The 12,842-nt window shown below is 45.0% G+C and carries 11 protein-coding genes; 6 read left to right on the top strand and 5 right to left on the bottom strand.

Annotated elements, in window-relative coordinates:
- The 3 genes from xylA to AB5935_RS10610 form a co-directional block, all read left to right on the top strand.
- Window positions 1–1,287 (top strand): xylose isomerase (xylA, locus tag AB5935_RS10620; protein WP_368327426.1); only part of this gene is annotated, 1,287 nt, incomplete at its 5' end.
- Window positions 1,288–1,527: 240 nt separating this feature from the next.
- The gene (locus tag AB5935_RS10615) at window positions 1,528–4,020 is read left to right on the top strand and encodes an SLBB domain-containing protein (RefSeq protein ID WP_038610361.1); all 2,493 of its coding nucleotides are present in this window, start codon (window positions 1,528–1,530) and stop codon (window positions 4,018–4,020) included.
- Window positions 4,021–4,027: 7 nt separating this feature from the next.
- A complete protein-coding gene (locus AB5935_RS10610; protein ID WP_007840262.1) occupies window positions 4,028–5,167 on the top strand; it encodes a Wzz/FepE/Etk N-terminal domain-containing protein in 1,140 nt (379 codons plus the stop codon).
- A gap of 174 nt (window positions 5,168–5,341) precedes the next feature.
- Here AB5935_RS10610 and rfbC read toward each other — a convergent pair whose 3' ends face one another.
- Genes rfbC through AB5935_RS10595 form a run of 3 tightly spaced genes read right to left on the bottom strand, consistent with a single transcriptional unit; the run spans window position 5,342 to window position 8,238 of the window.
- The gene (gene rfbC / locus AB5935_RS10605) at window positions 5,342–5,911 is read right to left on the bottom strand and encodes a dTDP-4-dehydrorhamnose 3,5-epimerase (RefSeq protein ID WP_005843153.1); all 570 of its coding nucleotides are present in this window, start codon (window positions 5,909–5,911) and stop codon (window positions 5,342–5,344) included.
- A complete protein-coding gene (rfbA, locus tag AB5935_RS10600) occupies window positions 5,911–6,798 on the bottom strand; it encodes a glucose-1-phosphate thymidylyltransferase RfbA (RefSeq protein WP_005843154.1) in 888 nt (295 codons plus the stop codon). Before rfbA ends, rfbC begins: the two co-directional genes overlap by 1 nt.
- A 36-nt stretch (window positions 6,799–6,834) precedes the next feature.
- Window positions 6,835–8,238: an undecaprenyl-phosphate glucose phosphotransferase gene (locus AB5935_RS10595; RefSeq protein WP_368327425.1), complete on the bottom strand. Its 1,404-nt coding sequence runs from the start codon at window positions 8,236–8,238 to the stop codon at window positions 6,835–6,837.
- A gap of 113 nt (window positions 8,239–8,351) precedes the next feature.
- Here AB5935_RS10595 and AB5935_RS10590 point away from each other — a divergent pair, with 113 nt between their 5' ends.
- The 3 genes from AB5935_RS10590 (at window position 8,352) to AB5935_RS10580 (ending at window position 11,744) form a co-directional block, all read left to right on the top strand.
- On the top strand, window positions 8,352–9,416 hold the full coding sequence (locus AB5935_RS10590) for a mannose-1-phosphate guanylyltransferase (protein ID WP_007840263.1): 1,065 nt from the start codon (window positions 8,352–8,354) through the stop codon (window positions 9,414–9,416).
- Window positions 9,417–9,591: 175 nt separating this feature from the next.
- Window positions 9,592–10,674: a GDP-mannose 4,6-dehydratase gene (gmd, locus tag AB5935_RS10585; protein WP_005851498.1), complete on the top strand. Its 1,083-nt coding sequence runs from the start codon at window positions 9,592–9,594 to the stop codon at window positions 10,672–10,674.
- Window positions 10,674–11,744 (top strand): GDP-L-fucose synthase family protein, encoded by a 1,071-nt coding sequence (locus AB5935_RS10580; RefSeq protein WP_007840265.1) that lies wholly within the window; start codon window positions 10,674–10,676, stop codon window positions 11,742–11,744. The genes gmd and AB5935_RS10580 overlap by 1 nt, the downstream gene beginning before the upstream one ends.
- 195 nt (window positions 11,745–11,939) lie before the next feature.
- Here the strand turns inward: AB5935_RS10580 and tpx are convergent, their stop codons facing one another.
- Together tpx and AB5935_RS10570 are read right to left on the bottom strand one after the other, a co-directional pair.
- Window positions 11,940–12,443: a thiol peroxidase gene (tpx, locus tag AB5935_RS10575; RefSeq protein WP_038610358.1), complete on the bottom strand. Its 504-nt coding sequence runs from the start codon at window positions 12,441–12,443 to the stop codon at window positions 11,940–11,942.
- 68 nt (window positions 12,444–12,511) lie between these two features.
- A partial coding sequence (locus AB5935_RS10570; RefSeq protein ID WP_368327424.1) for a DedA family protein occupies window positions 12,512–12,842 on the bottom strand: 331 nt, incomplete at its 5' end.

Below are 12,842 nucleotides of genomic sequence, written 5' to 3'. Positions count from 1 at the left end.
GGAAAGATTAAATTTGAAGGTAAGGAAAGTAAGAACCCGATGGCGTTCCGTTATTATGATGCTGAAAAGGTAATAAACGGCAAGAAGATGAAAGACTGGTTGAAGTTTGCTATGGCATGGTGGCATACTTTGTGTGCCGAGGGCGGTGACCAGTTTGGCGGCGGAACAAAGAAATTCCCTTGGAACGGCGATGCCGATAAGGTGCAGGCTGCCAAGAATAAGATGGATGCCGGCTTTGAATTCATGCAGAAAATGGGAATCGAATATTATTGTTTCCATGATGTGGACTTGTGTGAGGAAGCCGATACAATCGAGGAATATGAAGCGAATCTGAAAGAGATAGTTGCTTATGCCAAACAGAAACAGGCTGAAACCGGAATCAAATTGTTATGGGGCACGGCAAATGTTTTTGGTCATGCACGCTATATGAACGGTGCTGCTACAAACCCCGAATTTGATGTGGTTGCCCGCGCTGCTGTCCAGATAAAGAACGCTATTGACGCTACCATCGAACTGGGTGGCTCCAATTACGTGTTCTGGGGTGGACGTGAAGGGTATATGTCTTTATTGAATACAGATCAGAAGCGTGAGAAAGAACATCTGGCTCAGATGTTGACCATCGCTCGCGATTATGCCCGGAGCAAAGGATTTACAGGTACTTTCCTGATTGAGCCCAAACCGATGGAGCCGACTAAGCATCAATATGATGTGGATACCGAAACTGTGGTAGGGTTCTTGAAAACTCACGGACTGGACAAGGATTTCAAGGTGAACATTGAAGTGAATCATGCTACGTTGGCTGGTCATACATTTGAACATGAACTGGCTGTTGCGGTAGATAACGGAATGTTGGGATCTATTGACGCTAACCGTGGCGATTATCAGAACGGATGGGATACAGACCAGTTCCCTATCGACAATTACGAACTGACCCAGGCCATGATGCAGATTATCCGCAACGGCGGTTTGGGTAATGGCGGTACCAACTTCGATGCCAAGACACGTCGTAACTCTACTGATCTGGAAGATATCTTTATCGCCCATATTGCAGGTATGGATGCTATGGCGCGTGCATTGGAAAGTGCTGCTGCTTTGCTTAATGAATCTCCTTACTGCAAGATGTTGTCAGACCGTTATGCTTCATTCGACAGTGGCAAAGGTAAAGAATTTGAAGAAGGCAAGCTGACACTGGAAGATGTAGTGGCTTATGCTAAGCAGAATGGTGAGCCCAAGCAAGTAAGCGGTAAACAGGAATTGTACGAAGCCATCGTCAATATGTATTGCTGATCCGGCCGGGCGGTATTGCACAAGTTTTACCCTTGCAGACCTTTTTTAAATAAGGAGGGCTGTGCAATGAAGTCTGAATGAATTCTGCTAACGGATTATTAAAGAATAAACGGCTGTACACCGTCAGGTGGCAGCCGTTTTTATATTTGTTAGAGGGATATTTTATGAAATAATACTCGCCTATATCGAAAATAATATCTACCTTTGCGGCTGCTAAATTACTAAGTTTATTGAATTTATATGATAAAAAAACTATTATCCGTACTGGTCTTAGTTTTTGCCCTCTCGGGTTCTGTGCTTGCACAGCAATCTATGAGTGACCAACAGGTGTTGGAATATGTGAAGACGGGCATGCAACAAGGAAAAGACCAACGTCAGATTGCTACAGAGTTAGCCCGTAGAGGAGTGACACAAGAACAGGCTAAGCGTGTAAAGAAACTTTATGAACAGCAAAATGGGTCTGCTGATAAAGATGCAAATGCAACGATGCAAAATCGGAACCGTTTGCGTGAAAAGACAAAGACTCAGGAAGATATCTATGTAACAGAGAATTTTACTTTCGACCAACGTTCAGCTGCGGACAGAGTGGTAGGGAAGAACTCGTTGGACAGTGTTTCTGCCAATCGTTATTACGAGGGGATGGGCATGGGCGATATGGAAGATATGCAGAAGGATAAGGTGTATGGACGGGACATTTTTGAAACCAGAAACCTTACATTCGAGCCGAGTGTGAATCTGGCTACTCCTCTTAATTATCGTCTGGGGCCGGGTGATGAGGTAATCATTGATATCTGGGGTACAAACCAGGCTACCATCCGCGATAATGTATCTCCGGACGGATCTATCACGATCCCCGATTTGGGATTAATTTATCTGAACGGTATGACTATTGCCGAAGCCAACCAATATTTGCGTAAAGAACTGAATAAGATTTATGCAGGGCTTGATAATGAACAGAACCCGTCCTCACAAATCAAGGTTACTTTGGGAAACAGCCGGACTATCCAGGTGAATGTGATGGGAGAAGTGTTCCAACCGGGAACTTATGCATTGTCTTCTTTCTCTACCGTGTTTCATGCACTGTACCGTGCCGGTGGTGTGAGCGATATCGGTAGTTTGCGTAATATACAAGTAGTGCGCGGAGGACAGAAGATCGCTACCGTAGATGTGTACGATTTTATTATGAAAGGTAAAATCAATGATGATATCCGTCTGCAGGAAGGCGATGTGATCATTGTTCCTCCATACGAGGCGTTGGTTAGCATAGAGGGTAATGTGAAACGCCCCATGAAATACGAGATGAAAAACAACGAAAGTGTTGCCACATTGTTGAAATATGCCGGTGGATTCTCGGGGGATGCCTATACCCGTTCTCTCCGCATGATTCGTCAAAATGGAAAGGAGTATCAGATTTATACGATTGATGATATTGATTATTCCGTATTTCAGGTAAAAGATGGTGATGTGCTGACTGCTGAAGCTATTCTGGATCGTTTTGAGAATAAACTTGAAATCAAGGGTGCTGTCTATCGTCCGGGCATTTATCAGTTCGGAGGAACTTTGAATACAGTCCGCCAACTGGTGGAAAAGGCTGAAGGTCTTATGGGTGATGCCTTTACAGGACGTGCAGTGTTGCATCGCGAGCGTGAGAATTTGAAGAAAGAGGTTATTCAAGTAGATATAAAAGGTATCATGGCCGGTACTGCGCCCGATGTACCTTTACAGCGTAATGATGTGCTTTATATTCCCAGTATTCATGACTTGGAGGATGTGGGAACTATCATGGTGTATGGTGAGGTTGCCCGTCCGGGTGAGTTCGCTTTTGCCGACAATACGACTTTGGAGGATATTATAATCCAGGCTGGCGGGTTGAAAGAATCGGCTTCTACCGTCCGTGTGGATGTTTCCCGCCGTATCAAGGATAGCAAAGGTACGGAAGCGGTTTCCACCATAGGACAAATGTACTCGTTTTCTCTGAAAGACGGTTTTGTGATAGACGGAGAACCGGGTTTTGTGTTGCAACCGTACGATCAAGTATATGTGCGTAAGAGTCCTGCTTATCAGGAACAGGTGAATGTGCAAGTGACCGGTGAGGTTTTATATGAAGGTGATTATGCGCTGACAGAGAAGAGTGAACGTCTTTCCGATTTGATCAAGAAGGCAGGTGGAGTGACTCCGTTTGCTTATATCAAAGGGGCCCGTTTAAGCCGTCGTATCAATGACGATGAACGCAAACGTATGGAAACGGTTCTGGATATGGCCAAGACAGGAAAGGACTCCATTGATGTCAACCGGCTGGACTTGGGAGATATCTATTATGTGGGTATCGATCTGGAAAGAGCGATGCTTAAACCCGGCTCCAGTGCGGATATCGTATTGCGTGAGGGGGATGTGATTGAAATTCCTGAATACAACAATACGGTACGTATCAGTGGGGCTGTGATGTATCCCAATACCGTTTCATTTGAAGATGGCAAGACGTTGAAATATTATATCGAGCAGGCCGGAGGTTACGGTTTCCGTGCGAAGAAGAGCAAGGCGTATATTGTATATATGAACGGTCAGGTGAAGAGAGCGAAGAAAGGTAGCCGTGAGCTGATCCAGCCGGGATGTGAGGTGATTGTTCCGGTGAAGGAAAAGAGCAACTGGTCTTTGCAGAACACCTTGTCCATAGCAACCACCAGTGCGTCATTGGCTACTATGATTGCATCTATTGCTAATATCTTAAAATAGAAACAGTATGGCGGAAGATAAGAATTATACGAATAATAAGGAAAGGCCACGGGAAGACGAGGAGTTGGAAATTGATTTGATGGAGTATGTCCGTAAGTTGTGGGCTGCCCGAAAGGTGCTGTTGAAGGCTGCCGGAATAGGTGCTATTGTAGGGGTGATTATTGCTCTGAGTATTCCCAAACAATATACGGTGGAAGTGACATTGTCTCCCGAATCCGGCAAAAGCGGCGGGGGGAGCCTGTCGGGAATGGCTGCCATGCTGGGGATCGGCGGCATGAGTCTGGGCAGTGAGGCGGATGCGTTGAACGTATCTCTTTTCCCGGATATAGTAGCGTCTACTCCTTTCATTCTGGAACTGTTTAATGCACATGTCACCACGTTGGACGGTGAGGTGGATACTACTTTTGTAGCTTATCTTGATGAGCAGAAAGCTCCGTGGTGGGGTGCTGTGATGGGATTGCCCGGGGCGGCTATAGGTGGGGTGAAATCTCTCTTCTCCGATAAGGAAGAGGAAGAAGGGAATAAGCTGGATCCTTTCCATCTGACAGAAGATCAGGCGAAGAAAGTGGAAGCCATGCGTAAGGCTATTACTGCTGATGTGGATAAGAAAACCGGCATCACCACAGTGACGGTGACTTTGCAGGACCCGATGGTTACGGCCGCCATTACAGATACGGTAGTGGTGAAACTTCAAGAGTATATCACAGCGTACAGGGTCTCTAAAGCCCAGCAGGATTGTGCTTATCTGGAACAATTGTATAAGGAACGCCAGCAGGAGTATTATGTAGCCCAGCAGAATTATGCCAATTACATGGATGCTAACAAGGGGGTTGTTCTTCAAAGTGCTTTGACGGAGAGAGAACGATTGCAGAATGATATGAATCTGGCATATCAGGTGTATAGCCAGGTGGCTACCCAATTGCAGGTGGCACGGGCTAAAGTACAGGAAGCCAAACCTGTATTTGCCGTTGTGGAACCTGCCAGTGTGCCGTTGCTGCCTTCGGGAACCAGCAAGAAGGTGATTCTTGTCGGATTTATTTTCCTGGCAGTGGCGGGCGCTTCTGCATGGATCTTGTTCGGACGTGAATTCTTTGAAAATCTGAAGGCAGGACTTAATGCTCCTCAGGAGGGGATGGAGAAGAAGTGATATAAAGATATTGACCTATAAAAACAGGGTGTATCTCCTATGAGAGATGCACCCTGTTTTTATAGGTCAATCTTCGAAAATGTTGTCCTGAACGTTACGATAGTCCTGTGTGCAGTTTTCGGTTTTTTTAATTTCACTGGCAAAAACCAAACAAACGCAGAATCAAAACTGCCTTTAATATAAACTTTGATTAAAGTCGAAATCCGTTTGATAGTCTTTCAATCTCGGATGTTTCTTGTCCTTGTCGGACAAAATAACCTTGTCGGCCGGAAGTCGCCAGTCTATGCCTAGATCGGGGTCGTCCCATGCGATTCCTCCTTCGCTTTGCGGAGCATAATAATGGTCACATTTGTATTGGAACAACACTTCGTCACTTAGTACCGCAAAGCCGTGTGCGAATCCGCGGGGGATAAAAAACTGCCGGTGATTCTCTCCAGTCAATTCTACAGCTACATGCTTTCCAAAAGTGGGAGAACCTTTCCGGATATCTACAGCCACATCCAGTACTGCTCCCTTGATTACACGCACCAGTTTGCTTTGTGTGAAAGGAGGTTTCTGGAAATGCAGGCCGCGTAATACACCATAAGTGGAGAAACTCTCATTATCCTGTACAAATGTAGTCCTGCATACTTTTTCTTCAAATTCACGTCCCGAGAAGCTTTCAAAGAAATACCCTCTTGCATCATTAAAAATACGGGGTTCCAAAATGAAAACCCCGTCTATTGCTGTTTTTATAACTTCCATTATTCTAATCCCAGTTCTTTTATAACTTTCAGTAAATATTGTCCGTATTGGTTTTTAAGCATCGGCTGAGCCAGTTCCTGCATCTTTTCCGGGGTAATCCAGCCTTTTCTCAAAGCTATGCCCTCAAGGCACGCCACTTTCAGCCCCTGGCGCTTTTCAATGACTTCGATGTAGGTACTTGCCTCGGCCAGCGAGTCGTGAGTACCGGTATCCAGCCATGCGAAACCTCTGCCCAATGTTTGTACTTTCAATTCCTTGTCCTGAAGAAATTGCTGGTTTACGGTGGTGATTTCCAGTTCTCCCCGTGCCGAAGGCTTGATATTCTTGGCTACTTCCACTACCTTGTTGGGGTAGAAATAGAGTCCCACCACGGCATAGTTGGACTTAGGTTGGGCAGGTTTTTCTTCAATAGAGAGACAATTGCCATCCTTGTCGAATTCCGCTACGCCATATCTTTCGGGATCACTGACCCAATAGCCGAATACTGTTGCTTTCTTGTCCTCTTCGGCAGCACGTACGGATTCTCTCAACATGGCGGACAGACCGTTGCCGTGGAATATGTTATCACCCAGTACAAGGCAGACGGAATCATTTCCGATGAATTTCTCGCCGATGATAAAGGCCTGAGCCAGTCCGTCGGGCGAAGGCTGTTCCGCATATTCAAAGCGTACTCCGAAATCGCTTCCGTCTCCTAACAGTCTTTTGAAGCTCGGTAAGTCGTATGGGGTTGAGATAATGAGTATTTCCCGTATGCCGGCCAGCATAAGTACCGATATAGGATAATAAATCATGGGTTTGTCGAAGACAGGGAGCAACTGTTTGGATACTCCTTTGGTAATAGGATAGAGGCGCGTGCCCGAACCTCCGGCTAGTACAATACCTTTCATATCTTTTTATTTTTTATAATGTTCCTACGATTTGAATTAATAGGCGTTTTTCTCGCCCCGGAACATGTTGGTTACTGTTTTTATCATGATGCGGATGTCGAGCAGGAAAGTCCAGTTCTCAATATACCACAGGTCTCTTCTTACCCTGCCTTCCATTTGGGAAAGTTCTTTGGTTTCTCCCCGATAGCCGGTGACTTGCGCCCATCCGGTGATTCCGGGTTTGACAAGGTGGCGCATCATGTATTTGTTAATCAGTTGGGAATATTCCTCTGTATGTTTCAGCATATGGGGTCTGGGACCTACAATAGACATTTCTCCTTTGAAAACATTAATGAATTGCGGCAGTTCGTCCAGATTGCTCTTTCGCAGGAAGTTGCCGAACTTGGTCTTGCGGGGATCATTCTTGGTAGCCTGCAATGAATCGGACAATGCATTCACTTTCATGGAACGGAACTTATAGCATTTAAAAATTTTCCCGTTTTCCCCGTTTCTCTCCTGTTTGAAGAAAATGGGACCAGGTGATGAAATTTTAATAATAAGACCTACAAATAGGTATATAAATGGAAAAATTGTAAGTAAAAACAGAGAGGAAAATGTCAAATCAAATAACCGTTTTGCCAGTCTGTTTACCGGGTTCTGCAACGGTTCGGTACGGATGGACAATACAGGAACTTCACCCAATAATTCCAGTTGCAGCTGACGCTTTATGTAATTACGTACATGAGGTACGCTATAGAAGCGGATCAGATTGTTCTCGCAATAGTTCATGATGGCTAGAATATCATCCTTTCTGCTGGATGGCAGACCGCAGTACAGTTCGTGCACGGTGTTATGAGACAACCATTCAAATAATTGGTTTACAGGACCTTTAAAGGGAATCCCTTTGGGGTAATTAGAGTCCTTCTCATCATAGAAAATGCCTAAAACCCTGTATCCGTAAGTCAAATCGTTCAACGTATGGTATAGCTCCACCATATTGTCCCCGTCACCTATCAGTACAGTGGCGTGCAGGTTCCTGCCACTGCGGCGGAACATTTTCACAAAGAACCGCAATGTCAGCCGCCATCCTATAGCTAAAGGTATGAAAGACAGATAGAAAACAAGCAGATAGATGCGTGAGAAGTTATCTACTTTAATAATGGCCAGCACCGTGAGGAAGATGACTACATGCAAGCTGATTGTTCCTAACGGACGGCCTACAATCTGTTCCGGACGCACTATGCGGTTGTGCAGTATGACCCCAAAGATGGATATGCATGGAATATAGCACAGGTTGGAAGTCAGTAGGTAGGTTTTCAATGAAATATGGGCTATGGCCTGTGAATCTATTCCTTTCAGAATAAAAAACACAAGTATCATAGAAAGGTTCAACAAGGCAAAATCACCTAATATCGCTACTAGTTTAATTATATCAGAGTTTTCAGTTGTCGGTTGTTTCATGACAAAAAAAATGTTAGTCGTATGCAAATATAGAACATATAAATTAAAACGCAATACTTTTTTTAAAAAATAATACTTATCTTTGCGGTCATACAACGTAAAAAATGAATCATATGAACATCAAGAATAATCACCTCGTTATAATGGCCGGAGGTGTTGGAAGCCGTTTCTGGCCGATGAGTACTCCTGATTATCCTAAGCAATTTATTGATGTACTGGGTTGCGGCCGTACATTGATCCAACTTACGGCTGACCGTTTCCAGGGGATCTGTCCTCCGGAAAATATTTGGGTGGTGACATCAGAGAAGTATGCGGACACTGTAAAGGAGCAGTTGCCCGATATTGCTGATGATCATATCTTGCGTGAGCCTTGCCGTCGCAATACGGCTCCTTGTATAGCATACGTCAGTTGGAAAATAAAGGCACGTAATCCTAAGGCCAATATGGTGGTGACCCCCAGCGACCACATTGTGATGAATATTGCGGAGTTTCAGCGGGTGATTAATTCGGCGATGAATTTTACGGCCGATTCGGACGCTATCCTTACCCTGGGCATGAAACCTACTCGTCCTGAGACGGGCTACGGTTACATTGAAGCTGATCTCAGTGTACCTTCTACCGCCAATAAGGAAGTATTCCGGGTGTATTCTTTTAAAGAGAAACCTGATCTGGAAACAGCCCGGCGCTATATTCAAAAAAATAATTTCTTCTGGAATGCCGGTATTTTTGTGTGGAATGTAAATACGGTGGTGAATGCCCTGCGCGTATATCAGCCTGCCATTTCGAAGGTGTTCGAGCGTTTGCTTCCTTATTATTATACGGACAAGGAGCAGGAAATGATTAACCAGAATTTCCCTTTGTGCGAGAATATTTCGGTGGATTATGCCATTATGGAGAAGGCGGATGAGATTTTTGTCCTTCCTGCCAGCTTTGGATGGAGTGATTTGGGTACTTGGGGATCGTTGCACGAGAATTTGCCGAAAGATGCCCATAATAATACGCAGATAGGTGAGAATATAAAGTTGTATGAAACCCGTAACTGTGTGATTCACACTACACAGGAAAAGAGGGTGGTGGTACAGGGACTGGACGGATATATCGTTGCTGAGAAGAATAACACATTGTTGATCTGCCGGTTGAGCGAGGAACAGCGCATCAAAGAATTCTCGGCGGAGTAAGTATTCTTTCTTGTATATATTTTATTTCTGCATACATGGAGTGTATGCTGTCTGTTATCTGCCGTTCTGTTTGGTCATTTTGTCCTTTGTCATGCCGAAAGGCAGATAGCGGTAGATAGCTATGTGATATGAAATAACTTAGAAGGCCTGCATGAGGCCATTTACAATAAACGAAATGAAAAAAGTTGCTTTAATTTCAGGTATTACAGGTCAGGACGGTTCATTCCTGGCAGAGTTTTTGATTGAAAAGGGATATGAGGTTCACGGTATTCTGCGCCGTTCTTCTTCATTCAACACAGGTCGTATAGAACATCTCTATCTGGACGAGTGGGTTCGTGATATGCAAAAGACCCGTTTGGTGAACCTGCATTGGGGGGATATGACCGACAGTAGTTCGCTGATACGTATCATTCAGGCTGTACAGCCCGATGAAATCTATAATCTGGCTGCTCAGAGCCATGTGAAAGTAAGTTTCGATGTGCCCGAGTACACTGCGGAAGCGGATGCGGTAGGCACGCTGCGTATGTTGGAAGCTGTCCGGATCCTGGGTCTGGAAAAAAAGACCAAGATTTATCAGGCATCTACCTCCGAGTTGTTCGGACTGGTGCAGGAAGTCCCTCAGAAGGAAACGACTCCTTTCTATCCCCGTTCTCCGTATGGGGTGGCCAAGCAGTATGGTTTCTGGATTACCAAGAATTATCGTGAAAGTTACGGTATGTTTGCCGTGAACGGCATCCTGTTCAACCATGAGAGCGAACGTCGTGGTGAAAACTTTGTAACACGCAAGATTACTTTGGCTGCCGCACGTATAGCCCAGGGATATCAGGACAAACTGTATCTGGGAAATCTGGATTCTTTGCGTGACTGGGGCTATGCCAAAGATTATGTGGAGTGTATGTGGATGATTCTTCAGCACGATACTCCCGAAGATTTTGTTATTGCGACCGGCGAGTACCATACGGTGCGCGAGTTCTGTACCTTGGCCTTCAAGGAAGTGGGCATTGAGTTGCGCTGGGAAGGCAAAGGGGTGGATGAAAGAGGCATCGATGTGGCGACGGGCAAGGAACTGGTTGCCGTCGATCCTAAGTATTTCCGTCCTGCCGAAGTGGAGCAGTTGCTGGGTGATCCCACTAAAGCCAAAACCTTATTGGGCTGGAATCCCCGTAAGACTTCTTTCCCCGAACTGGTGAAAATCATGGTGAAGCATGATATGAAGTTCGTGAAGAAACTATATTTAAAGGCTCAAATAGCGGAATAATGGAAAAAACAGCCAAGATATATGTAGCAGGACACCACGGACTGGTGGGTTCTGCTATATGGAATAATTTGCAGCAAAAAGGATATACCAATCTGGTAGGCCGTTCTCACAAAGAACTGGATCTGCTGGACGGGCAGGCTGTGAAGGAGTTCTTTGATGAAGAGCAGCCCCAGTATGTCATTTTAGCGGCGGCACATGTGGGCGGTATCATGGCGAACAGTCTTTACCGTGCCGATTTTATTTATCAGAACTTGCAGATTCAGCAGAATGTGATAGGAGAGAGCTTCCGTCACAATGTAAAGAAACTCTTGTTTTTGGGAAGCACTTGCATTTACCCTCGTGATGCCGGACAACCCATGAAGGAAGAGGTGTTGCTGACTTCACCGTTGGAGTACACCAACGAACCATACGCTATTGCGAAGATTGCGGGATTGAAGATGTGCGAAAGTTTTAACCTGCAATATGGAACCAATTACATAGCCGTGATGCCCACGAACCTTTACGGTCCCAATGATAATTTCCATTTGGAGAACAGCCATGTGCTGCCTGCCATGATTCGTAAGATTCATTTGGGAAAATGCCTGAATGAAGGAGATTGGGATGCGGTGCGTAAAGATATGAATCTCCGCCCTGTGGAGGGGGTAAGCGGTTTGAATACGGATGAGGAAATTCTGGCTGTATTGAAAAAATACGGCATCTCCGGACAGGAAGTGACCTTATGGGGTACAGGCAAGCCGTTGCGTGAATTCTTATGGAGTGAGGAAATGGCCGATGCCAGTGTCTATATCATGGAGCATGTGGACTTTAAGGATACATACACACCCGGTTCCAAGGATATCCGTAACTGCCATATCAATATCGGTACGGGAAAAGAAATCACCATCGCTCAATTGGCGGATAAGATTGTCAAAGAAGTGGGCTATCAAGGCAAACTGACTTTTGACGCTACGAAGCCCGACGGCACTATGCGCAAGCTGACGGATGTAAGCAAATTGCATAGTCTGGGATGGCAGCATAAGATTGATATAGAAGAGGGAGTACACCGAATGTATCAATGGTATTTGTCTTAGAAGATGAAGATGCAAGATGATAGATCTTTCGGGTGTAAGATTATAGATCGTTCGTATGCAAGATGATAGATCTTTCCGGCATAACACATAAAAGTTTCGGGCATAACTTCTTGAAGTTATGCCCGAAACCACCAAAACCTATGCAGACAGATTGACAAAATCTTCTGCCGTTTTCTTTATTCCTTCGGGAGCTTTTTATTTTACTGCTTTCAACGCAGCTTCATAATCCGGTTCCTGGGTTATTTCGGGAACAAGTTCGGTATAAACCACTTTTCCTTCCGGGTCAACCACTACTACCGAACGTGCCAATAATCCTGCCAAAGGACCGTCGGTCATCAGAACACCATATTTTTCAGCAAAATCGGAAGTATAGCGATAATCAGACAAAGGAATAACGTTGGTGATGCCTTCAGTAGTGCAGAAGCGTCCTTGGGCGAATGGCAGGTCTTTAGAGATAGCCAACACTACCGTATTGGGCTGGTTTGCAGCCAACTGATTGAACTTGCGTACGGAAGTAGCGCATACACCTGTATCCAGACTGGGAAAAATGTTCAGAATCAGGTACTTGCCTTTACCGTCCTTTAATGTATAATTGCTTAAGTCTCCTTTTACCAATGTAAATTCCGGAGCTGAAGTTCCTACTTTTACAAATTCTCCGGCCAATGTCACCGGTGCTCCTTTAAATGCTGTTTTTGCCATAATTTTATTATATTTTAGTTCGATACTGTAATGATAACAAATTTAAATGGAAAAAAGTTCATTCTTTTTTATTTTCTTCCTTTGTAAATCAAGAAACCTACCACTAAAACACCGATAGCAATGAAGCAATATCCTAACTCGTGACTGTATTCGGTTACGGTACTCAATAACTGCTCTTCGGGAACCACTGATTGCAGATAGTAACCGATAGCCGCCAGAATGGCATTCCAGATACCTGCTCCCAGCGTTGTGTACAGCAGGAAAGTGGATAATTTCATCTTGGCCAGACCGGCAGGAATGGAGATAAGCTGGCGGACGGCAGGAATAAGACGTCCGATAAAGGTGGAGAGTGCCCCGTGCTTGTCAAAGTAGTGTTCCGCGTTCTGAACCTTGGCTTCA

Origin of the sequence: Phocaeicola sp. RTP21198st1_B8_RTP21198_201120, assembly GCF_040929485.1 — a bacterium.
Lineage (GTDB): Bacteria > Bacteroidota > Bacteroidia > Bacteroidales > Bacteroidaceae > Phocaeicola > Phocaeicola dorei.
This window is presented reverse-complemented; position numbering and strand designations above follow the sequence as displayed.

Bases quoted from the DNA above. Each gene is read 5' to 3' on its own strand.
- AB5935_RS10590 (WP_007840263.1), top strand. From the start codon at position 8,352: ATGAACATCAAGAATAATCACCTCGTTATAATGGCCGGAGGTGTTGGA.
- AB5935_RS10615 (WP_038610361.1), top strand. From the start codon at position 1,528: ATGATAAAAAAACTATTATCCGTACTGGTCTTAGTTTTTGCCCTCTCG.
- rfbA (WP_005843154.1), bottom strand. From the start codon at position 6,798: ATGAAAGGTATTGTACTAGCCGGAGGTTCGGGCACGCGCCTCTATCCT.
- gmd (WP_005851498.1), top strand. From the start codon at position 9,592: ATGAAAAAAGTTGCTTTAATTTCAGGTATTACAGGTCAGGACGGTTCA.
- AB5935_RS10610 (WP_007840262.1), top strand. From the start codon at position 4,028: ATGGCGGAAGATAAGAATTATACGAATAATAAGGAAAGGCCACGGGAA.
- AB5935_RS10595 (WP_368327425.1), bottom strand. From the start codon at position 8,238: ATGAAACAACCGACAACTGAAAACTCTGATATAATTAAACTAGTAGCG.
- tpx (WP_038610358.1), bottom strand. From the start codon at position 12,443: ATGGCAAAAACAGCATTTAAAGGAGCACCGGTGACATTGGCCGGAGAA.
- AB5935_RS10580 (WP_007840265.1), top strand. From the start codon at position 10,674: ATGGAAAAAACAGCCAAGATATATGTAGCAGGACACCACGGACTGGTG.
- rfbC (WP_005843153.1), bottom strand. From the start codon at position 5,911: ATGGAAGTTATAAAAACAGCAATAGACGGGGTTTTCATTTTGGAACCC.